Raw genomic sequence first — 22,999 nt, forward strand, 5'->3', positions numbered from 1 at the left:
ATCATGTTGAAGCCCGTATTAACACTAACTACTTATAGCCAATTAAAAGCATTAAGCGATCCACTACGTGCCGAAATGATGATACGTCTATGCGAACGTCCTTATACTGGACAATTACTATCTGAGAAATTCGGCATTTCAAGGGCGAAAATTCATTATCATTTAAAAGAATTAGAAAAGAATGGTCTTATAGAGATCGTTTATACAGAAGAAAAGAATGGGATTATTCAAAAGTTTTATCAATCTGTCGCGAAAGGCTTCACCCCTGCTGCAGATCTATTACCTCATTTAGAAATATTAAGCGAATCAGGTCGCCAAATCTTTTTACAAATGATAGAAAGAACGAAAAGCCAAATTCTCGCTGCACCAGAAGAAGCTTTTACATTACGAAATGCAAGTGAAGATCCAGCTAAGTGGAATTACGTTTCATCCTGCTGGGAATTTGATGCTACGCCAGAACAATTTCAAGTGTGGGTAAAAAAGTTTTATGAATTAATGGCTGAATTAAACGAAATCACAAAAGGTGCAGATAAAGATCCGAATAGTAAACCTTATTATATTTCTACTACTGCACTTCAAATCGCTGAGAGAACAATGCAGCAATTTATTAAAAAAGAAGAAAAATCGTAATACGATTTTTTTTACATAAACGGTCAAATTTATTTTACCGAATAAATTTATTATAAAGGAGTAGATAAAGTGGACATATTAAAAAACCGGAATTTCCTCTTATTATTTTTAGGAAGAATTTTCACCAACATAGGAGATAGTTTGTATTATGTAGCCGCGATGTGGCTCGTATACAAATTAAGTGGTAATCCTTTTTATTCTGGATTGGCTGGTTCCCTTACGTTATTACCTTCTGCATTACAATTTCTTACTGGTCCATTCGTTGATAGATGGTCAATAAAAAACACCCTCGTCATCACACAAGTTTTGCAATGCATTCTTATTTTAATCATTCCTATTACACACTACTTCGACCTACTAACAGTCCACCTACTACTCATCATCATGCCAATCGTAGCCTTTATTGAACAATTCGCCTATCCCGCACAATCAAAAGCTTTACCACTTCTACTGCATAAAACACAATTATTAAAAGGAAATTCACTCTTCTCATTTGCATATCAAGGCATTGATTTAATTTGTACGACTCTTTCTGGAATATTAGTAGCACTATTTGGCGCCATTACTTTATATGTAATCGACTCCTTTACATTCGCGATTACTGCCCTTTTGTTCTTTTCATTAAAAATGCCAAAACAAACTGAAGCAGACACAACACTTTCAACTAAACAATATTTTACTGATTTAAAAGAAGGGTTTTCAATCGTATTTCGTTCCTTAATGGGCGTCTTCTTAATTGGTTCCGTTGTCGCTAATTTTTCAATCGGTATGACGATGGCAATACTCCCTTCTTTCGCTGATTCTTTAGGCGGTGTAAAATTATATGGTTTCTTTTTAGCCGCTATATCCACCGGTTGTTTAATTGGAGCACTATTCAGTTCATGGGTTGGTAAACATAATGTTGGCCGTGTCTCCATTATTAGCTTTGCGACTGGCGCTTTCTTTTGGTTTCTCTCAACGGTTGTACCGTTTCAATGGCTATCCATTTTTTTATTCGGCTTAGCTTGGATACCAATTGGTGCGACCAACATATTATTTGCGACTATTGGTCAAATTGTAATTCCAAACCAATATCTTGGGCGTATCAATTCAGTCACACGAAGCATGGGCACAATTGCTATGCCACTCGGCTCTTTAATTGGCGGATACACTGCGAATGTATATAGTAGCCAACTCATTTTCGCGCTTGCTAGCATTGGGATTTTATTCATTTCCCTCGTATGGCTACTTCATCCGAAATTACGGGCTTTTCCAAAAGCTGATGAAATTACAGCGGATACTTTTGAGCTTCGGTTTAAGGAAGAACGCGGGAAAGGTGCGGCTTTATAGCAACCAAACATAACCCCGTTCTAAATTGGGGACGGGGTTAAAAATATAGTTATTTCATTTTGGATGTAAAATACTTCACTAAAATATAACAATAAAGTCGTTTGAATATCTAAAATTTATTCAACAATAGCACCAACTAAAAGGTGCCGTTAACGCTTTGATGGCCATGCCCCCTGCATTTTCCTTAATTGAATAATTTGGCCTGTATGATAAGCATCATGAAGCATGATGTCCAGTAATTTACCTTCAAGTGAATTTTGTTCAAGCTCTCTTTCAGAAATTGCACTTAATACCTGTCTTAAATTACGCTGAGCATTTTCAGAGCGTTCAACGACTTCCTTCCATTCCGTATCATTATTAGATTGCTTAGTAAGATAAAAGGTGTCATTACCGTCAAGATTATGTGTCCATTCACGTCCTTCCAAGTTTGCAGCAAGTCTTTCTTTGTAATAAGTGAGATGATTAACATTCTCCCAAATAGTATTTGTTGTCTCTCCAGCTGGTTTCCACATAGCCTGTTCAGCTGTAAGTCCTTCTATAGCATGTTTAAACGGTGCATACCAACTCTCTTTATCGAATGTTGAATCTAGTACGTTTAATAACAAGTCAATTCGTTTCAAAGTAATTTCCTCCCTAAATAGCTAAATTTTCAATAAAATCCTTATAACTCTGTAGAGATTCTACATTTTCAAATAAACTTCCTCCTAATCTTATTCTACAAACAAGTCCAATTATGGATTAGGATTACTCACATCTTTAAAACAACTCTTTTCACTTTACACATAGACTAACGAACAAAAAAGAGGCTGTTCCCAAACAGCCTCTTCTATCTATTTAGGAAGCTCCACCCGAACAGTCGTCCCTTCCCCTTTCGTGCTATATACCGAAACGGTCCCTTTATGCAGTTCAACAATCTTCTGCACGATTGATAATCCTAAACCGCTACCTTCTACGTTTCTTGCCCTTGCTGTATCTACTTTGTAAAAACGGTCAAAAATACGATCCATTTCTTCTTTTTCCATACCGATTCCGTTGTCTGATATAGAAATTATAACGCTAGACTCTAACTCTTCCACGAAAAACTCAATCGTTCCACCATCGTTTGAAAACTTAATGCTATTCGTGAAAATGTTACTCCATACTTGATGAAGTAAGTTTTCATCACCTTGAATTGTAATGTCCGGCACATCAAATTCAACGGCGATATCTTTTTCCCGCCATTTCCATTCAAGCATAAAAATGACGTCTTTAATTTGTTTTTGTAAGGAAAAGTCTTTTATTTGTAAAACCTTTTCCTCCTTATCTAATGAAGCAAGCGTAAGTAACTGTTTACATAAACTAGACATTCGCTTACTTTCGCCCTCAATAATTTGTAAGTAATGGTTTCTTTCTTCCACGCTCATCTTTTCTGTTTGCAATGTCTTCGAAAAACCTTGTATGGAAGAAAGCGGTGATTGAAATTCATGCGAAACATTTGAAACGAATTCTTGTCTCATTTCATCTAGTTCTTTAATACTTTTCGTCATCTTTTGGAAGCTTGTAGATAACGTTCCTATTTCATCTTTTCGTTTTACGTCTAATTCAATTTTATATTCCCCACTCGCAATTTTTTGCGTAGCCTTCGTAAATTTACGGATTGGGCGAACGATATAACCTGCTGCAATCGCTATAAAAATAATACTTATTAGTACGATAAACCCAAGTAATACCGCTAAGAAAATTCGCATTTCGCCAAATTGGTTCTGAATGTCAGGACGAATAAATAAAGCGTACTGTTTATCACCGTGTTGCACTGGTACACCGACGCTATTAATTAATTCATTATCGAAAAACCCTGTAATAAAGAGACGAGTTGGATAGGTGGAAACACCATTAAACGTTTCTCCTTGCAATACTTTATGAACAGTAGCATCGCTAATAGACGTCTTACGAAACGCATTGCCAATACGCTTTCCATTCTTTTGATCATCGACAATATAAATTTCATACCCTAACTTTGCGATAGAATGTAAGTACGCCTCTTGATTTTCTTCACTTTGCTTTTCATATAACGATTTAACTTCTTCAGCATACTTTAAAATCTTTTCACTGTTATACGGTTTTAACTTCACTTGATAATATACGTTCGTTAATAAAAAGCCGATAATACTACTAAGTAGCATAATGCCGACCGTCATAAATACAAATCTAGAATATAGTGATTTCATCTTATTTCAACTCCAACTTATACCCAAGGCCGCGCACTGTCGTAATTTGAAAATCATCCGTTCGTTTTGAGAAACGATCTCTCAGCCGCTTCACATGAACGTCAACCGTTCGTTCGTCCCCTTCAAAATCCATTCCCCATACTAATTCAATTAGCTCTTCTCTTGAAAATGTTCTTCCAGGATAACTAGCAAGTTGTGATAATAGCTCAAATTCCTTTAAAGGAAGCAAAATTGTTTGACCGTTACACTTTACTTCCACACCTTTTCGATCAATTGTCGTTCCGTGCAACGTAATAATATCTGCACTCAGCATTTGATAACGACGTAATAAAGCTTTCATACGGAAAATCACTTCAGCTGGTTCAAATGGTTTCACAATATAATCGTCTGTACCAGAAATGAAGCCTTTTTCTTTATCCACTAACTGGTCTTTCGCAGTTAATAAAATAACAGGAATATCATGATACTTCCGTATTTCTTCACATAACGTATAGCCATCAACAAATGGCATCATAATGTCTACGATCGCAAGATGAATATTTTCCTTCTCTAATACGTCTTGCGCTACCTTTCCATCTTCCGCCTCAAAAACTTGAAATCCCTCTTTTTGTAAATGATAATGCAACAACTCTCTAATATGTTTATCGTCATCAGCTAATAAAATATGTATCATCTTCATTAAACCCTCTCTCGTTCATCCTTCTACATCACTACATTAAGAAACAATTGAATTTTTTGCAAGAAAAAGAAAAAGAATCTATTTTGAAAAAAGATTATTCAAAATAGATTCTTACGTTTTAGTATTAAGATTATTTTAATCAAAAATAATTTCTAAGCCTTCGAAATATCAACAAATCCTTCTCCGAACACATCACGAACATCGTGTATAGCGATGAACGCCGCCGGATCTGTAGTTTGAACAATCCGTTTTAGCTTCACTACTTCTTGCTTATTAATAACAACATAAAGAATTTCCTTCGGAGTTTTCGTGTAATAGCCATGACCTGAGTACACAGTAACCCCTCTGCCCATTAAGGTAGTTACCTTCCCGGCAATTTCATTGGGATTATCAGAAATAATCGTAATGGCTTTCTTCGGATTTAAACCTTCAATTACAAACTCCATCACTTTCGTTGCTACATATAACATAATAATTGTTATCATCAGTTTTTCTGCACCAATGATGAAATACGATGAAAACGCAACGATTAAATCGAAGAACAGTAGACCGTAGCTAATGCTCCATCCTAAATATTTATGTGTCATCCTTGCTAAGATGGTAGTACCTGCAGTTGTTCCGCCAACGCGAATAATAAGACCAATCCCGCATCCAATAAATATACCTCCGAAAATGGCATTTACGAGCATTTCATCCGAAGCGATCGTCCAACCTTCTGTTAAATGAAGGAATAGTGAGTTCGTAACTACAGCGATAATCGTATAAATTGTTGTGATCTTATTTAAAAATTTATAACCGGCTATTAACAAAATCGCATTTAAAATTAAGTTAACTAAGCCCGGTGACCATTCAAATAAATAGTACGTAATAATCGTGATACCTGTTACTCCACCCTCACCAAACTCGTTCGGGATAACAAATAAATTGACACCTAACGCAAAAAGAAATGCACCGATAATAATAAAAATAATGTCTGTCGTTCTTTTTTTCATACAGTACCTCACTTCTTATGTAAATATTTATTCTGTCATAAACTCTCACCATTATATCGTGGAATATTCAAATCGAACAGTGGTTTATTTTTATTTTAATATAGGATGATAAGTCAACTTTATCCTATATCCACTTGTAATTAAGAAAGTAAAATAACTGTATTTATTATGTACTACAACTAAAGTTTTGATTTCACATGCAATTCAGCCTAAAAATGAATATAAACACTCTCACTCGCACAAACTTCAAATACAAAGCAAATAAGCGAAGCTATAGAATAGACTTCGCATCAAGCGTGTGATCATAGAAATTCATATGGGATTTTATATTCATACGTTTCAGAAATAAATTCACTTATCTTTCTCCATATATTCTTTAATCTTTCGTTCTTCCCACTCTTTCCCAAATATCCCAACTGGAAAAGTTGTCAAACCGTGTATAACGATACCTATCCCCCAGCCTGCAAGTGGATATAAAAACCATAATTTACTTGAATCAGAACTTATATTTATAATAAAAAGCATTAAGTTCACTAGTATATAAACCGTTAAATGAATGTAAAAAGCTTTTAAATTCTCTACCCTTTTTTTAGCTCGTAAATAAACCTCATCTTGTTCCACCCTTAAACACCTCTTTCAATCTTGTATTTTTTCACCTTCGCTCTAGTGTTAACATCATATTCTTATTGGAAATCCGTTATTCTCAAAAAAACACAAAACAAAAAGTACCCATCAAATTGTTATACACATAATAATTTGATGGGTACTGCATGATACATTTAGTTTTTACATGTATTGTTTGGAGAAAATTGCAAATAACGACTTATACTCGCCTTATTAAGACCAAATCCATACATCATCATTATTTTCAGCGTTCGTCTTTGCTTCATGAACTTTTTCAATATGATCAACTGTGTTCCAATTAATAGAAATACCCCCCCAGCCCACATACTCCATATCAATTTTCACTTTCTCACCCACATTAAATACTTGTCCCTTTGTTAAGAAAACATCAATAATATCTTTCTTCCCATTTAGCGATGGATACTCAACTACAACATATTTAGTAGCACCGTCTCCCTCATCTTCCATCGTTCCTACTTTTGATACTTCTCCAATTACATAATTAGGTGAGCCATCTTCTTTCATGTGCATACCTAACTTGTTTGTTGTATTTTCAACTGCAGTTGCAACCATATATTCTGTAAAATTACGCATCATAGATCCAGTAGCTTTTACTTCATCTCCTACTTTCACGTTTGAAAGTGAATCAATATACACACTAACAGGTTCCTCATATTGCTTAGATTTTACAACAATCACACCGTTATCTACTTCTACTACTCGTCCTTCTAACGTCGAGAAATTCGATTCAATAGAAGCTGCACTCGCTTTTGTTAGTTCTAATCCTGGTACATTTGTTCCTGATAATGCTGCGATCCCTAAAGCACCTGCTAAAATTATTTTTTTCATACCCATATGTAACATCTCCATTCATGATGATTTTATTTTTTTGATTGGTATCGACCAACCTGTAATCATTATAGTTACAGGTTATAAAAATAACAACCGTTTTCCTCATGCAATGATGCATACTGTGATTTTCAAATATAAATTTTAGCAAAAAATATTTGTAGATTATTCCTATATTCAGCACTAATACTAAATTCTCAAATTACAGCAGGTGAACTTATTGAAGACGGAGAAACTAATGTCATGTACAATGTTCTTCAACTCTACGGTTTGTATAGCCGTAGTTCATTAAATTATATAGGGGCGGAATTCATATGTTAATAAAGCCAAAGAGATTACAGCCAGGAGATATCGTAGCGACAGTAAGTCCTTCATGGGGCGGTGCAGGTGATTCTGAAATAAGATGGCGATATGAACAAGGAGTAAAAAGATTAGAAGAAGTTTTTAGTCTTACGGTTATCCCAATGCCAAATAGCTTAAAAGGTAGCGAATACCTTTATAACAATCCAGAGGATCGTGCGGAAGATATATTGACAGCATTTAAAGATACACGCGTGAAAGCAATTATCGCGAATATTGGCGGTGAAGATAGCATCCGGTTACTTCCCTATATAGATTTTAATGTGATACGCGAAAACCCGAAAATTTTTATGGGGTACTCTGACGTTACTATTTCACATTTATTTTGCCATAAAGCAGGGCTTTCCTCTTTATACGGTCCAGCAATTTTGACCGACTTTGCCGAAAATGTAGAGATGGATCCATATACAATTGAAATGGTAAATCGTACTCTCTTTTCAAATGAAACGATTGGAGAGATTCAACCAGCTCATGAATGGATAAGTGAGCATTTAGAATGGATTGAAATAAATAAGGATACAAGACGTACGATGCAGCAAAACAATGGATATGAGCTACTTCAAGGCTCTACCACTGTACAGGGGCGCTTAATTGGTGGTTGTATTGAAGTATTGGAATTTGCAAAAGGAACGGAACTTTGGCCTGAGAAAAAACATTGGGAGAATAGTATTCTCTTCTTTGAAACTTCTGAAGATCATCCAGAACCAAGTTATATAAAATATTGGTTACGAAATTATGCAGCACAAGGTATTCTGCAAAAAGCAAAAGGAATCATTTTTGGTAAACCGAAAGATGAACAATACTATGAAGAATATAAACAGGAAATATTACAGGTTATGAAGGAACATAACTTAGAAGATTTGCCGATTCTTTATAATTTAAATTTTGGCCATACTGAACCGAAGTTTATTTTACCTTACGGTGCAATGGCAGAAATTAATTGTGAAAATGGATCTTTCTCTATTTTGGAAAGTGGCGTGGAATGAATAAAAACACTCCTATGAGATATGTCTGTGAATTGGTACTTTTTAAAAGTATATAATTGGAGGGAGATTACGTGTATGGAAGTAACATTTACAGTAAGTAAGTGGGATGAAAAACCAATCGATGATAATAAAAAAGATTTCCCTATTAATATTGCTCATGTCGAATATGATATTGATGGGGAATTAAAAGGAAAGGCTTTTGTTGAATACTTATTATATTATTTAGACTCAAATATAAATGATGGTCACTTAGCTACTGCTAAAATTTCTGGATTTTTACACTTTGAAGGGATTTATAAGGGGCAACAAGGGACATTTACAGCTCTAGAGCAAGGAATATTTGATAAAGGAAATTTAGATTCCCCAGGAACAATTATTAAAGCTACCGGTAACTTAGAAAACCTGAGAGGATCCTATAATTATCAGTTTACAGGTCAAACTAGTAAACTAATTTTAGAGTTTGAATTTCAGCAAAATACCTTATAATTTAGTGGAAAGGACATTTCTTGTAATACTAGGAATGTCCTTTTTGTTGACGAGTTTATTCAAGTTAAAAATGAACAGAGTATATTATCAGTATTCAGCAATGCATAAAATTTTCTTCATGGGGGAATTAAAAATCTACGCCCTAGAGACATCATGCCCCCACCTATTCATTTCTTTTCTTACTAATTAAAGAATAATCCCCGAAAAACTCCCCTTCATAACTTCCTTTTCAAGTTGATTCCTACATATAAACGTCGCAATAATTTTTGTACGATTTTTTTCATCAGGCTCAAATTGTTCAATAGTTACGTCACAACGAATCGTATCGCCGCTAAAAACAGGACGTAAAAATTCAAAATCCATTTTGCGAGCTAGTACGTTATAATCACCGCCAATTTTTGTAGGCAATGTTGATGTTAACAGCCCTTGTACAACAAATCTTCCCTGCTCATCTGGTGTAACATGATGAACGCCTTCATCTTTTGATACTTCTGTAAATAACGCAACATCCTCTTTCGTAAAAGTTCGTTCAAAGGTGATTTTTTCGCCTACTTGCAATTTCATCCATACCCCTCCTCAAAAACACTTGTAAAATAAGAAAAACCGAAACTAAAAATCATTTCGGTTTTTCTAACTAAAGAAGTCTATTTATTTTAAAGAATGAACAAACAACCCGCTGCGAAGTTTCGGTTCAAACCACGTTGATTTTGGCGGCATGACTTCACCGGCATCTGCGATTGCTAATAAAGCTTCCATTGATGTCGGATATAGTGAAAACGCCACTTTATATTCACCGCTATTTACAAGACGTTCTAGTTCTTTTAATCCACGGATTCCTCCGACAAAGTCGATGCGTGAATCAGATCGCGGATCATGTATTTCAAGCACTTGGCTTAATAAATGATCTTGCAGGATAGATACATCTAAACCTCTAACAAGATCATTTGCATCAAATGTTTCCTCTTTCACAGTAAGCTTATACCACTTCTCATTTACATACATACCAAATGATTTGGGCTCATTTGGTTTATACGGAGAAACAGTTGCTCCTTCTACATAAAAGTACTGCGTAATTTGATTTAAAAACTGTTCCTCTGATAAGCCATTTAAATCTTTCACAACTCGGTTATAGTCCCAAATCGATAATTCATCATGAGGGAATAGAACCGATAAGAAGAAATTAAATTCCTCTTCTCCTGTGTAATTTGGATATTGTTCTCTTCGCATAAGTCCTACTTTTGCAGCTGATGCAGAGCGGTGATGCCCATCCGCAATATAAAGATTAGGAATATCTTCAAATGCGTTTACTAAAGTCGTAATTACATCTTCCTCTGCAATCTTCCACACAACATGCTTAACACCGTCTTCTGCTGTAAATGTATAAATTGGCGCATGTTCTTCTTTCCAGCTTCTAATTAAATGCTTTACTTCATCTTTTGTACGGTACGTTAAAAAAATCGGACCTGTATTTGCGTCACACACATCTACGTGGCGAATACGATCTAGCTCTTTTTCATGACGTGTTCTTTCATGTTTTTTAATTGTATCATCTTCATACTCATCAATAGATGTACAAACGACAAGGCCTGACTGCGTTCTTCCTTGCATCGTCAGTTCATAAATATATAGCGCTGGCTCTTCATCTTGTATGAACACTTCTTCTCGTATAAATTGCTTTAAATTGTCTCCCGCTTTTTCATACACGCGATCATCATACGGTGACAGTTCAGGATCTAAATCAATTTCTGCTTTATCAACATGCAAGAAAGAATATGGATTCCCTTTTACAACTTCCCTTGCCTCTTCACTATTTAATACGTCATACGGTAAAGCTGCCACTTGTGCCGCTTTTTCCTCTACTGGACGAATGGCCCGAAACGGTCGTATTTTTGCCACATTCCTCTCTCCTTTACACAATCATTCGAACGGCTACAACACCTGTAATTTTGCTTATATTTTCTACAATATTCTCTTTTATTATATCATCAATTCCGTTATCGATATCAATCATTGTGTATGCCCAAGAATGTTTACTACGATTAATCATATCGGCAATATTAATATGATGTTCCGCTAAGCATCCTGTAATTTGCCCTACCATATTCGGGACGTTTTGATGCATAATTGTAATTCGTTTCTTTCCGATATACGGTAGCTCTACGTTTGGATAGTTTACTGAATTACGAATATTTCCTGTCTCTAAATATTCACGTAATTGACGTGCTGCCATTACTGCACAATTTTCTTCTGATTCAGACGTAGATGCACCAAGGTGAGGCGTCGCTGTTACATTTTTCATCTTTATTACGTTTTCATTCGGGAAGTCCGTTACGTAATGTGTAATAATATCTTCTTCTAATGCTTTTTGAAGAACCTTTTCATCTACAAGTTCTCCTCTAGAGAAATTAAATAGACGCATCCCTCTTTTCATCTTCTCTACAGCGTGTTCCCCAATAATCCCCTTCGTTTGATTCGTAAGAGGAATATGCAATGTAATATAATCACATGTTGCAAAAATTTCATCTAGGCTAAATGCTCTTTGCACATGTGTAGAAAGACGCCAAGCTGTTTCAACTGAAATGTAAGGGTCATATCCGATAACATCCATCCCTAACGCTAACGCATCGTTCGCAACTAAAGCACCGATTGCGCCAAGTCCGATAACACCTAGACGTTTCCCTGCAATTTCTGATCCAACAAATTGTTTTTTTCCTGATTCAACAAGCTGTGGTACTTCTTCACCCTCTAAGTTTTTCGTCCAACTTACACCATTAATAATGTTACGTGAAGACATAATAAGACTGGCAATAATGAGTTCCTTTACAGCGTTTGCATTTGCCCCCGGCGTGTTAAATACTACAATTCCTTTTTCTGTACATCGCTCGACAGGAATATTATTTACACCAGCGCCAGCTCTTGCAATCGCCTTTAAATCTTTTGAAAACTCTTCTTGATGTAAAGAATAGCTACGAAGCAAAATTCCATCTGGATGCTTGATTCTATCTCCTACTTCATAACGTTCTTCAGTAAAAACTTGCAAACCTTTTTCTGCAATTTGATTTAACGTTTGAACACGAAACATATCCCCATCTCCCTATCTATTCTCAAGCTCAAATTCCTTCATATAATTTACTAATTGCTGTACGCCTTGTACTGGCATCGCATTGTAAATACTAGCGCGCATACCACCGACTGATCGATGCCCTTTTAACGTAACAAGTCCTCGTTCTTTCGCTTTTTGTAAAAACTCACTGTTCAGCTCTTCTGACGGTGTTGTAAACGGAATGTTCATAAGTGATCGATACGTAGGATCAACTGGTGAAGTAAACAATTTAGATTCATCTAAAAAATGATAAAGAAGTGAAGATTTCATTCTATTTTGTTCTTCAATCGCAGATACTCCGCCTTGCTCTTTCAACCACTCTAGTACAAGTTTCGTTACGTAAATACTAAAGGACGGCGGTGTATTATATAAGGAGTTATTTTTACTGTAAGTTTCATAATTTAACATTGTCGGACAAGAGCGATCTGCTCCCCCAATTAAATCTCTTTTTATAATAGCAATCGTTAAGCCCGCAGGTCCTAAATTCTTTTGCGCCCCCGCATATATAAGACCAAACTTCGAAACATCATATCGCTCTGATAAAATATTTGAGGACATATCCGCAACGAGCGGCACTTTTTCTACATGTGGAATGTCCACATATTTTGTCCCCTCAATTGTATTATTCGTTGTAATATGTACATAATCTAGTTTTTCATCACTTAATAAACCGTCCAGTTTAGGAATCGTAGTAAACTTCTCTTGCTCGGAAGAAGCAATCACTTGTACTTCCCCAACTTTTTCGGCTTCTTGCAATGCCTTTTTAGACCATGAGCCAGTTAGTACGTATCCAGCTTTTTTATACGTATTCATTAAGTTCAACGGTATCATAGAGAATTGTAATGACGCACCGCCTTGTAAAAATAAAACTTCATACTCATCAGGGATGCTCATTAATTCACGAAGTAAGTTACTCGCTTCCTCTATAATACTTTGAAAATAAGAAGATCGATGACTCATTTCCATAATAGACATGCCTGTCCCGTTATAATTTAATAGCTCCTTTTGCACTTTCTCTAAAACTGGCAAAGGGAGTATTGATGGTCCTGCTGAAAAATTATAGACTCTCTCCATTACCCTCATAACCTCCCTATTTCTCATCGGATTATTTTTTAAACTTTCTGAATTATAACCTAAAATATAATATGTGGTCAATTTGTTTTCTATTATTAGGGCGCAAGACGCGATGGAATCGCTTGCAAGTGCAGACTTTTTTATGGACATATAAAAAAGTGTTAAGTACATAATCGTACTTAACACTCTAATAATGAAAGAATAATAGCTAATCGTTCGTAAAGAACCGATCAAAAATTTGATAAATAGCAGAGAGACCAATGAGCCAATAAATAGTGTCCACAAGCGCCGGCATAGAACCAAACCATTTCTCAACTACATTGTAATCTAACGCTACAAATAACCAATTCAAACCGCCAAGAATCACCAAAATTACTGTAAGGTAAGACAAAAATTTCATTATGATTGCCCCCTAGGTGATAAGATGGTGAAAGGCCTTTCACTAGAAATATATGTAGTAAACTTTAAAACTTACCTATTTTATAAAATTTATTTTCGGTACCACCCGTTAATAACTGCCTCTGCTTCTTTACTATGTATTTGATACGCATGTGTACTATCATTTGAGCCAATAAACCAAATTGAAAAACCTTTAAAATATGGTTTCGGTTCTAATACATCGCGGTAAGCACGCCATCCATTTAATTGCACATCCTTCGAAAACACATTTGAAACATCTGGATTCCATGGATTTTGTAATCCAAGTTCACGTGCTGGAACGTTAAATCCACCGAAGTAAACTGGCTTTCCTGTTGCATTATGTAATTGTTCCAATTGCTGAACAACATTTTGCCCACGATTATATACTGTTGTCGCAAATAAACTTTGCTTCACTTCTTCATATGTTGGATTTCTTTTTCCTGAAACTTCAAACCAACTGTCTATGCTAACAATATCCACCTTTTTTAAATACGGGCGATTGATTTTCTCTTCAAACTTCGCTTCATAAGAAGGGTCCCAGCTTGCTGTTAACCACCAGTTCATTTGATACAAAACATTTCCTTTATACTGATTACGAACAAAATCAATTGTATCGCTCCAGTATCCTTCTGCATACTCCATATTCACGAAATTAGAAGCAATCTTTAGTCCATACACATTGTATTTACTTGTAATGGAATTAAAAATATCTTGCAGAATAACCGTCTTCCAATTCCAGAAGAAATCATTAATGTTACTTGGGTTCCATTCTGTCTCTCCAACATTCCCCTGCTGAATATACGGGAACGGTTCCACTATAACTTGAATATTACGCTTTAATAATTCTTGAATTAAAATAATAGCTTGTTGCTTTTGCGCTTGATTAATTACCATATTCGTAGAAGTCACATTCGGGATATCCACTTGAATCGGTACATTTACTGTATTTAAATTTAAGCGCTCCACATCCGCTAATACTTTCGCTACATTTCCAACTTCCCATACTGTTACGTTTCCTGATTTGATTTTTCCAGATTGAACAGTATTTACATCTGCCTGTACATTTCCTTGAAAACAAAAAGAAAACAACATAATAAACACTCCTAAAAAACTTATTAAACTCTTATTTTTCTTCACAACTTTCCCCCTATAATTTTTGGCTTTCTTGATTATTTTATACAACGTTTCATATATATTCCACAAAAAATCCAAATAAATTTTTATTGATAAAAATGCTATTCATCCTTTATTCACATCTTACTCATACTAAGCTCCTAAAAATAGTAAGATAAATAAAAAAGGAACGGATTTCCGCTCCTTTTTTATCTTTTTACGATTATCAATCCATTTCCCTTTTAGGCTCTACCAACATGATGTGGGATTCCTTTTCAGTGAAAGGTTTATGCTCAACGCCTCTCGGGACAATAAACATCTCGCCCTTAGAAATTTTCACCTGTCCATCACGGAAATCGATGAACATCTCCCCTTCAAGCACAATAAATAGCTTATCCGTATTAGGATGCTCATGCCATATAAAATCTCCATTAGCTTTAAAAAGCTGAATTTGATCATCATTCATTTCACCAATCACTCGTGGATACCAATAATCGTTAATTTTAAATAACTCGTCATTTAGTTTAATAGGTTGGTAATGGATAATAATCCCTCCTCATTTTTAACTTCCACTATATTACAATAATCTAAGTAAAAAAGTCGTCATTACGCTTAAAAAGAAAATGCTCCGGCCAGAACTTTTCATTCAGATAGTACAAAGGAGTGATTTCAATAAAAGTTCTTTCAATCCAATGTTTCCTTTAACTCTCCATAAGTATAGAACAGTGATTTTCAAATAAGAATGGACCCCTGTTGACATTAGTATGGATTATTGATGAACTTCTCGCGATATTTAGTAGGCGAAATGCCAACTCGCTTCTTGAAAACTCTACTAAAATAAAAAGGGTCTGCGATTCCAACAGCCTGCGCAATTTGTTGTACAGGCACATCACTTGTACATAACATTTTTTGAGCCATCTTTATACGATAGTTCAATACATATTCTGCTGGCCCCATACCTGCATGCTTTCTAAACACGTAAGAAAGACGATTTCGATTAACATTATTTTGTTCTGTAAGCGTATGTATTTTAATATCTTTATAATAGTATTTACGGACGTAACTAGATATTCGTTCGAATAAAGTATGCGACTCATAGTTGTTTTCTCTATTGACAACACTTAATAAAGCTTCATTCAACGCTTCGCGAAACAGCATTTCGGTCTGAAGCATCGAAATGCCTCCACGCTGATTATACACATCCCAAAGACGCATAAGTAATTCGACAAGACGAGGAGATTGTCCTGTTAATAATTCAAAATGCTGATGAGTAAAGCAAGAGTCTTCTCGTTCTGAATTGCTTATCTGATATAAAACAAGAATATATTCCCAGTTTATTTCACCAAGCATTTTATGGGCTAATGTCATTTTTGCACCCCCATGTATAACTTTTCCTGGGGAAAGGATATACGGCGTACCATTAAATTTAAATTGCGTCTTCCCTGTAAGTGGAAATACAAATCCTGGGAAAGAATCTGTAGACTCAGCACAAGGCACACCTGGATTTTTAGCATAACGATATACTCCTTCTACTCGGAAAGGATTATTGGCAAGATACTCTGCTAACTCATTCACGTCCAACTTCACAATGCACGCCTCATTTCAATAATAGTTTTCTTGTAATTCGCGAGATTAATTGGTGTACATTCTGGGCAACGCTAAACTAAAAATAGTACATACGACTTAACAAGATCTGGTTATTAACCTATAAATATATTGTTTTTCATTTATTGACAAAAGTATCCTCCCTATATTATTGATAATGGTTTTCATTGTAGTTTGATAAAAAAACATTTGTCAAGTTGGATGGCCTAGAAAAATGACGAAACAAGGGGTACAGAGGGACCGTTCTGTTGCAAATAATACCTGGTCTTTGTTAACTAATTCCCCTCAAAACTGAAATAATCATGTTAATAGTTGTAATGGCTTTATTTGTTACAGCACTTGCAGCATGTGGAAATAATCGTAATCCTGAAGAAGTTGCTACAGCGTATTTCGAAGATGGAAACAGCCTACTATCAAATTAAATGATAGTAGGCTGGCTGTTAAAATTATTTAAGAACTGGGTTATGTTCTAAATGATAAGCTTTCATTATCAAAAAGATTATTACTAGTCCCTCCACAAACAAAAACACCCTATCACTTCGGTTCTAAATTTAGCACCTTCCCCTCTATTCCCTCCGTATTCAATGTAGTCGTATGATACGTTCCACTTACCCAATCATCTATTTGATCATGATACCAATCGCTTCTAAAATGTCCCGACTGTCCTGGCCCTACGATATGATAACCGTTTGACATATCTTTCGTATCAATAACAAATCGCCAAGAAGCCCCGTGATTTACAATGCCGTTATCGCCGTAACTCGCTGCTTGAACGGTAACTTGACTTCCGCCAATTGGAACTGGTTTCTCACGATTAAAAGCGAGTAACGCTAACATACTAGATGATTTCGAAATTGGATGTGTAAAAGCGAGTTGATGATAATCGCCCCACTTCCAGGCCCCAACATCGGGTCCATATTCCTTCTGCAATTTCTTCATTACATTCTCGTACGATGTATGCACAACTTTTGTGAAACCTCCGTACTTAGAAAACCATGCACTATTTTCTCCTGCTACTTGTTTCCGGATTAATTCATCCACAACTTGTGACTTCCCTTTAAATAACTCCATTACATCTTTCGGTATTTCTTTTGAAAATAACGTATTTGAAATCTCTTTCATTAATAAATGGAATATTAATGGTGCCGCTTCATCTTTACTATCGTAAAAATTCCACTTTGTTAATTGGTTTACACCTTCTTTCTCTACCTCATTTAAAGATGCTTTATTTAACTCTTTTAAAAATATAGGAGTAAACTCTTTCCCGTATAAATTCTTTTGATCCATCTGTAACTCTTCTAAATCTTTCACCGTATACTTTTCCTTCTCTTGCAAAAATTCTTGAATACGCATTTGCCTATATGGCTGTGCCCACGTATTGCTAATATGGTACGGATAATCATCATCAACAATTTTATTATTCGCAGTTGAAATAAAACCTTCTTTCGGATTTATAACTTTCGGCAGCTGATCAAATGGAATATATCCTTCCCATTCATATTCATCTGTCCATCCTGGAACAGGCAAGCTACCATCGCCTTTTTTACGCACTGGTATATTTCCATTCGCTTTATAAGCAATCGTGCCATCGTTTGATGCAAACACAAAGTTTTGCGTTGGTGTATGGAAATCTTGAAGAGCGGTTTCAAACTCCGTCCAGTCTTTTGCTTTGTTCATATTTAATACAGCTTTTAGCTCAGCTGACGGTTCTAAAGCAGTCCACTTTAAAGAGAAGACGGTTTTCGTTTTCTCCTTCCCCTTATCCGCAAACTCTGAAATTACTGGCCCATGCCTCGTAATCGTAACGTTATAAGGAATTGTCTTCCCGCCTTTTACTTTAATCGATTCATCAACTACCGTAGCTTTCTCCCATTTATCGTTATACAGAAATTCATTTTCATTATTAGGATTTCTCTTCTCAATATATAAATCTTGCACATCAGGCCCCGTATTCGTAACGCCCCACGCTATTTTGTCATTGTGGCCTAATATAACACCTGGTACTCCAGCAAAAATAACGCCACTCACATTTAAATCTTTCATTTCAAGTCTCGTTTGATACCATATAGAAGGTGTCGCAAGGGATAAATGAGGGTCATCTGCTAAAATCGGCTTACCTGACGCACTCTTCTCACCGCTCACAACCCAGTTATTACTACCGTTAAACTCCGGGGGAATTATCGTTTTTGAAAAACTTTGCGCTACGTCCACATTTGTATTTTTCAGTTCAGCTAGCAATCTAGGAGCATCTTTCGGATATTTAGGAAATAGCTCATTTGCTTGCTCTTTCGGAAGGTTTTTCAGCGCCCAATATCGAAACGCCTGTCCATGCCAATGTCCTCCTAAGTCAAACGCCATATACTTTCCAATTGTTAAAGAATCCACGATTGACCATTCAGAAGGCTCATAACCTAATATAGTAAACTCAACCGGCAATTTCCTTTCCACTTTTGCCTCACGTATAAAAGCGTTCACCCCATCAGCAAATGACTGCAGGGCATATTTTACTTCTCCATCATATTGACTAACTGAAGCTTCTGCAGCTCGCCGTAAACCGAGTGTTCGAAACAATTTATCTCGGTCAACAGCTGCTTCCCCAACAACTTCACTTAACATACCAGAAGCTTGTCTTCTACTTAAATCCATTTGAAACAACCGATCTTGCGCTTGTACATATCCTTGTGAAAAATATAAATCATGTGCATTTTCCGATTTAATATGCGGGATACCTTTACTATCCCGCTTCACCGTAACAGCGTGTTGTAAATCCTCTAGCTTTATCGTTCCATCTATCTTTGGCATAGATTTCAGCGTATAAATATTCAAAAAAATCGCAGCGGAAATAACTAACAAGAGAACGATACTACTAGCCCAAATAAAAATTCTTCTTCCCCTTTTTCGTTTCTTCTTTATAACTACCTCCATATAACCACCCCTTTCTCACACTATTCGCTTCTTTTTGAGAATGAACCTTTTAAAAACATAAAAAAACCCCCTTCATTTTCCTACCAATGAAGGGGGTTTTTCTTATCGTTCGCTACGCCAACTTTCATTATGCCCAAGATTTGCACCTGTCGCTACTTGCACATCATATAACATTTCACTAAAGAAGCGTTTATCTACTTCTTTTGGTACAATGCGTCTTTCATCATCAATTTCATCGTATTCATATGAACCACGCTTCACTGTACCTGCTTTATAAAATTGAATGTCAAATACACATACATCTTCTTCATCTTCATAACCAATCGGCGCTCCGCTAAATGACAATTGCGCTCCTAATCCGTTACAAGTATCTTCTTTGTAAAATGTATAATACACACCGCCATCTTGAACAGATCCACGGATCCATCCAAGCTTCGTCATCTTACCGAATAACGAACGACCATTTAGTAAAATACCACCAAATCTCTCAATAGCACTCTCATCATTCTCTTCTACTACAAACACTGGACGCTCAATTTGTAGGAACGGCTGAACAATTCCCGCACTTTCTAATTGCTCTTTCCATAATTCCTTCTCCGCCCCAGACAATTCTAACGGATGAACGAAACCAATAACAGTGCCAAATGAAAGTTCATAACTCTTCCCGTCAATTGTACAGAACACGCCACCTTCTGCATAACGGAATGCGTTCAGCAACTTCCCTTCCTTATACTCACCCCAAATGAGTGAAATAGAAAATTGCTTCATAATTGGATTATCCATAAATACAGACTTCCATGCATTATGTGACCAATAACGCTTTAACGAAAGTGCCGCTTCTAATCGTTGTTTTTGCATTGAAAGAGTAGTTCGGAGTTCCTTCTTTAAAGAGGCTAATTCTTTTTTAGCCTCTTCAGCCTTTTCTACATCATCTTTTGCATTCGGCTTTGGAAGTGACTTCATACGTTTTCCTTCCTCTGTCTCTAATTCAATTTTTGACTCTGTAGTTAAAATGACAGTAAAACTTCGATTCCCGAAATCAATTATCTTTTCACCATGTATAGTAAAGCCAAGGTCTGGCACCAATTGATCTTCCAGCTCTTCCTCTGTTATACCACGTGTTTTCGCAGCAAGACTTAGCGCTTCTTTTGCTGCATTACGTACTTGCTTATGTTTATATTTAAATGCTATTGCATGAATAGACATAAGTGCAAGCTTAGATGAAGACAAACCTAAAGCACGAACGGCATCCGCTGCTATCTTTCCTCTCATTTGAAGCACCCATTCATCAATTTGCTTTATAAGTATGTCGACCATTTTGTCGTCACTATACATTCCGTATAACGAAAGAATTCCACGCTTCTTCACATCTGCGTCTTGAGAAATCCATATTTGATATATTGTTTGCACATATTCTTTTAAGTCCTCTTCATTTAAAGCTCTACCAATTACTTCTGCCGTTTCTTTCTTCTCAATAACAGCATCTGAAATATACTGTTGTAAATAGGCTAACGGAATTGCAGCATCAGCAATTTCATTAGAGTCACGTAAACTGATTTGTGGCTCATCCCCAATCAATTGCAGAAGTGAATTTCTTGTTTGTTCCGTTAAAATACGTGCACATAGTTCTTCGATCTTTTCTTCCTCCGCTTGAAATAAAAACGAGAATTTTCCTGCGAAAGATTCATTTTTACTTTCTTGCAAAGCTTCCTGTACAAGTTTCGTATATTTTTCAAGCTTATACTCTATTAGTATTTTCATCACATTTTCACGAACAATCTTCTTTTTATTATGAAGTTCAACTGCTACATCTGCTGCAGCTTCTACATCTTTTGAAAGCAGTTTAACTACAGACTCACGCATTTTTTTAGATGAATCTCCTAAGCTTTTAATTAAAATCGGACGCATTTTAACCATGTTATCCTTTGCTAACTCTTCTAAAATATATGCTTTTGCCATAGCAGAATACTCATCAAACCGTTCAATTATATATGCTTGTTCTTTTACAATTACACAAAGAAGCGCTTCCTTCGCCTTATTTCTCTCTTCACTGTAGCATGCAGCTTCTTCAACTGCATAAGCGATAAGTTTTTCCTTACTTAACCCATACGAAAGCAGATCTTCTAATACTTGTTTCGGCTCTACTCCTCTGACAGAACATTCGTAAAGAAGTTCGTATAAATTAACACTATCATCATCTCCAAACTGTAGTGTAAGTACAGCTTCCCTTTTCGCTACATCATCTATATCCCAAAGAAGCGCAACCTCTAACACCGGCATACCCCAATACATACTTCTATATTTCGGATTTTTAAGTATTTGCTTTATATCCTCAAGTGACAACTTCCCTAGTAAATAATCACAATATGTATCCCGCAATGTAGACAATTTAATTTGCAAAGCAGCAACAAAAAATTCTTCTCGCATTTTCCCTCTATTTAGCTCATATCCTTTTTCGGCTAGCGTTCGTGCGATGATGAGATAATTCATTTTACTTACATATTGCAAAGTTTGTTGAATAAATTCAGGATTTTCCTCCAACATAAAGCATAGCAATTCATATTCATACGTCTTACAAAAATCCTCACTATTCAAATCATGTTGCCTTAGACGATGCGCAAAAAATCTTTCCTTAGAAATCCAAAACTGTGTACAAAAACTTTGAATTTCTTCATACGTTTCTCTATTTACACTACCAGTTTTTTTGTGGTTTTGAGACTGACCAAGAGTGTGACACATATAACGTGTTGCATAGTTTATAAAACCCCAAACATTTTTCTTCGCCAATATTTCAATATATCGCCTCGCAACATTCGAATGTTTATGAACACAAAATAATAGCCGCCAAATATGTTCCGGTAAATTCCCACCTATAAATACTTCACTATCATCTTCACCTTTTAAATACCGTTTAACTGCTTCAACCTTTTCCTTTTCCCCTAGCAGTTTCAATATAAATTCTGTATGTTCTTCTAACCTCTCATTCAATAAAGAACTATATGTACGAAACTTTTCATACTCTACATCAAACATTACGAGAAGTAATGTTAATTGCTGTTTAGTTGGTAAAGTATGTAATTGTTCCTCTATATAGTTCGGTTTCTCTTTTGTTAACTCTCTAAGAAAAACATCTGCTTCATTGACGTAACTTGAAATACTAGATAAATACCTACATGCAATTGCTACAAGTTTGTCCAAAGGTAGTGCACTTTTTTCTAAATAAACCTTCATTTTAGAAAAACTGACATGCGCAAAACGGACTACAAGAACATTTAATAATTGCTCCTCGAGTATATGATAAAATAACCGAAAGAAACCCGGATCTTGCTTATGTACTTTCCTAAAATCGTTTATAAATCGCTCCGCAAAATCGCCTCTTTTTTGATCACGAATCGTCGTTAGTTCAATATCTTTTAAAATCTCTTCTTCTTTTGTCTGTAAATATCGTAGTGATAATTGTTCCTGTTCTTCTGTCATATTAATATATTGAAACAACTCAGATGTACTAGTAGTCAAACTTTGTACCCCCCGCATCTTTTTATCTATTATAAAAATACCCTTATTTAATGGTAGTATAGCATAAAACCCACAAAAACGAACGTACATTCTACATTAAA

Annotated in this window: 20 protein-coding genes; 4 read left to right on the forward strand and 16 right to left on the reverse strand. The window is 35.7% G+C overall.

Annotation, left to right across the window (positions count from 1 at the left end; translation table 11 throughout):
• The first annotated feature begins 6 nt into the window (after window positions 1-6).
• Together AC3EMB_RS15780 and AC3EMB_RS15785 are read left to right on the forward strand one after the other, a co-directional pair.
• Complete coding sequence (locus tag AC3EMB_RS15780; RefSeq protein ID WP_024927960.1) at window positions 7-630, forward strand: ArsR/SmtB family transcription factor; 624 nt, start codon at window positions 7-9, stop codon at window positions 628-630.
• A 69-nt stretch (window positions 631-699) separates the two neighbouring features.
• On the forward strand, window positions 700-1,959 hold the full coding sequence (locus AC3EMB_RS15785; RefSeq protein WP_423117389.1) for an MFS transporter: 1,260 nt from the start codon (window positions 700-702) through the stop codon (window positions 1,957-1,959).
• Window positions 1,960-2,108: 149 nt separating this feature from the next.
• On the opposite strand, the gene AC3EMB_RS15790 is transcribed toward AC3EMB_RS15785, so the two are convergent.
• From AC3EMB_RS15790 to AC3EMB_RS15815, 6 genes are all read right to left on the reverse strand, one after another.
• A complete protein-coding gene (locus AC3EMB_RS15790) occupies window positions 2,109-2,579 on the reverse strand; it encodes a DinB family protein (protein WP_000821001.1) in 471 nt (156 codons plus the stop codon).
• A 210-nt stretch (window positions 2,580-2,789) separates the two neighbouring features.
• Window positions 2,790-4,166: a sensor histidine kinase gene (locus AC3EMB_RS15795; RefSeq protein WP_488517125.1), complete on the reverse strand. Its 1,377-nt coding sequence runs from the start codon at window positions 4,164-4,166 to the stop codon at window positions 2,790-2,792.
• Window position 4,167: 1 nt separating this feature from the next.
• Window positions 4,168-4,845, reverse strand: a complete 678-nt coding sequence (locus AC3EMB_RS15800; RefSeq protein ID WP_000781973.1) for a response regulator transcription factor — start codon at window positions 4,843-4,845, stop codon at window positions 4,168-4,170.
• 152 nt (window positions 4,846-4,997) lie between these two features.
• Window positions 4,998-5,837: a YitT family protein gene (locus AC3EMB_RS15805; protein WP_000747488.1), complete on the reverse strand. Its 840-nt coding sequence runs from the start codon at window positions 5,835-5,837 to the stop codon at window positions 4,998-5,000.
• A 351-nt stretch (window positions 5,838-6,188) separates the two neighbouring features.
• Window positions 6,189-6,458 carry a 2TM domain-containing protein gene (locus AC3EMB_RS15810; protein WP_000434263.1) on the reverse strand — a complete coding sequence of 90 codons (270 nt, stop codon included), beginning with the start codon at window positions 6,456-6,458 and terminating at the stop codon, window positions 6,189-6,191.
• A 216-nt stretch (window positions 6,459-6,674) separates the two neighbouring features.
• Window positions 6,675-7,316 carry an ATP F0F1 synthase subunit alpha gene (locus tag AC3EMB_RS15815; protein ID WP_061457452.1) on the reverse strand — a complete coding sequence of 214 codons (642 nt, stop codon included), beginning with the start codon at window positions 7,314-7,316 and terminating at the stop codon, window positions 6,675-6,677.
• Window positions 7,317-7,624: 308 nt separating this feature from the next.
• Between AC3EMB_RS15815 and AC3EMB_RS15820 the strand changes: the two genes are divergently transcribed.
• Entirely contained in the window at window positions 7,625-8,656 is a 1,032-nt protein-coding gene (locus tag AC3EMB_RS15820) for a S66 family peptidase (protein ID WP_488517126.1), read from the forward strand.
• A 75-nt stretch (window positions 8,657-8,731) separates the two neighbouring features.
• Entirely contained in the window at window positions 8,732-9,142 is a 411-nt protein-coding gene (locus AC3EMB_RS15825) for a DUF3224 domain-containing protein (RefSeq protein WP_000454093.1), read from the forward strand.
• A 186-nt stretch (window positions 9,143-9,328) separates the two neighbouring features.
• Here the strand turns inward: AC3EMB_RS15825 and AC3EMB_RS15830 are convergent, their stop codons facing one another.
• From AC3EMB_RS15830 to AC3EMB_RS15875, 10 genes are all read right to left on the reverse strand, one after another.
• Window positions 9,329-9,706 (reverse strand): MaoC family dehydratase, encoded by a 378-nt coding sequence (locus AC3EMB_RS15830; RefSeq protein WP_000776360.1) that lies wholly within the window; start codon window positions 9,704-9,706, stop codon window positions 9,329-9,331.
• Between the two features lie 84 nt (window positions 9,707-9,790).
• Window positions 9,791-11,038 carry a DUF1015 domain-containing protein gene (locus AC3EMB_RS15835; RefSeq protein WP_001063080.1) on the reverse strand — a complete coding sequence of 416 codons (1,248 nt, stop codon included), beginning with the start codon at window positions 11,036-11,038 and terminating at the stop codon, window positions 9,791-9,793.
• A gap of 13 nt (window positions 11,039-11,051) precedes the next feature.
• Window positions 11,052-12,224: a 3-phosphoglycerate dehydrogenase family protein gene (locus AC3EMB_RS15840; RefSeq protein WP_025686842.1), complete on the reverse strand. Its 1,173-nt coding sequence runs from the start codon at window positions 12,222-12,224 to the stop codon at window positions 11,052-11,054.
• 12 nt (window positions 12,225-12,236) lie between these two features.
• Window positions 12,237-13,319 (reverse strand): 3-phosphoserine/phosphohydroxythreonine transaminase, encoded by a 1,083-nt coding sequence (serC, locus tag AC3EMB_RS15845; RefSeq protein ID WP_340720043.1) that lies wholly within the window; start codon window positions 13,317-13,319, stop codon window positions 12,237-12,239.
• A 208-nt stretch (window positions 13,320-13,527) separates the two neighbouring features.
• Window positions 13,528-13,719: a DUF378 domain-containing protein gene (locus AC3EMB_RS15850; protein ID WP_000670804.1), complete on the reverse strand. Its 192-nt coding sequence runs from the start codon at window positions 13,717-13,719 to the stop codon at window positions 13,528-13,530.
• 89 nt (window positions 13,720-13,808) lie between these two features.
• Window positions 13,809-14,876, reverse strand: coding sequence for a glycoside hydrolase family 113 (locus tag AC3EMB_RS15855; RefSeq protein ID WP_197241649.1), 1,068 nt, complete (start codon window positions 14,874-14,876; stop codon window positions 13,809-13,811).
• Window positions 14,877-15,078: 202 nt separating this feature from the next.
• Window positions 15,079-15,318: a cupin domain-containing protein gene (locus tag AC3EMB_RS15860; protein WP_000997182.1), complete on the reverse strand. Its 240-nt coding sequence runs from the start codon at window positions 15,316-15,318 to the stop codon at window positions 15,079-15,081.
• Window positions 15,319-15,611: 293 nt separating this feature from the next.
• Window positions 15,612-16,439, reverse strand: a complete 828-nt coding sequence (locus tag AC3EMB_RS15865) for a helix-turn-helix transcriptional regulator (protein WP_488517127.1) — start codon at window positions 16,437-16,439, stop codon at window positions 15,612-15,614.
• A 552-nt stretch (window positions 16,440-16,991) separates the two neighbouring features.
• Window positions 16,992-19,382: a penicillin acylase family protein gene (locus AC3EMB_RS15870; RefSeq protein ID WP_488517128.1), complete on the reverse strand. Its 2,391-nt coding sequence runs from the start codon at window positions 19,380-19,382 to the stop codon at window positions 16,992-16,994.
• 102 nt (window positions 19,383-19,484) lie between these two features.
• Window positions 19,485-22,898: a DUF4132 domain-containing protein gene (locus tag AC3EMB_RS15875; RefSeq protein WP_488517129.1), complete on the reverse strand. Its 3,414-nt coding sequence runs from the start codon at window positions 22,896-22,898 to the stop codon at window positions 19,485-19,487.
• Between the last annotated feature and the right edge of the window lie 101 nt (window positions 22,899-22,999).

This window comes from Bacillus sp. LQ16 (assembly GCF_057784645.1).

What these genes read in the sequence shown, in the direction of transcription:
- AC3EMB_RS15795 (WP_488517125.1), bottom strand. Translation starts at nt 4,166, where the DNA reads ATGAAATCACTATATTCTAGATTTGTATTTATGACGGTCGGCATTATG.
- AC3EMB_RS15800 (WP_000781973.1), bottom strand. Translation starts at nt 4,845, where the DNA reads ATGAAGATGATACATATTTTATTAGCTGATGACGATAAACATATTAGA.
- AC3EMB_RS15805 (WP_000747488.1), bottom strand. Translation starts at nt 5,837, where the DNA reads ATGAAAAAAAGAACGACAGACATTATTTTTATTATTATCGGTGCATTT.
- AC3EMB_RS15815 (WP_061457452.1), bottom strand. Translation starts at nt 7,316, where the DNA reads ATGGGTATGAAAAAAATAATTTTAGCAGGTGCTTTAGGGATCGCAGCA.
- AC3EMB_RS15820 (WP_488517126.1), top strand. Translation starts at nt 7,625, where the DNA reads ATGTTAATAAAGCCAAAGAGATTACAGCCAGGAGATATCGTAGCGACA.
- AC3EMB_RS15825 (WP_000454093.1), top strand. Translation starts at nt 8,732, where the DNA reads ATGGAAGTAACATTTACAGTAAGTAAGTGGGATGAAAAACCAATCGAT.
- AC3EMB_RS15830 (WP_000776360.1), bottom strand. Translation starts at nt 9,706, where the DNA reads ATGAAATTGCAAGTAGGCGAAAAAATCACCTTTGAACGAACTTTTACG.
- AC3EMB_RS15840 (WP_025686842.1), bottom strand. Translation starts at nt 12,224, where the DNA reads ATGTTTCGTGTTCAAACGTTAAATCAAATTGCAGAAAAAGGTTTGCAA.
- serC (WP_340720043.1), bottom strand. Translation starts at nt 13,319, where the DNA reads ATGGAGAGAGTCTATAATTTTTCAGCAGGACCATCAATACTCCCTTTG.
- AC3EMB_RS15850 (WP_000670804.1), bottom strand. Translation starts at nt 13,719, where the DNA reads ATGAAATTTTTGTCTTACCTTACAGTAATTTTGGTGATTCTTGGCGGT.
- AC3EMB_RS15860 (WP_000997182.1), bottom strand. Translation starts at nt 15,318, where the DNA reads ATGAATGATGATCAAATTCAGCTTTTTAAAGCTAATGGAGATTTTATA.
- AC3EMB_RS15870 (WP_488517128.1), bottom strand. Translation starts at nt 19,382, where the DNA reads ATGGAGGTAGTTATAAAGAAGAAACGAAAAAGGGGAAGAAGAATTTTT.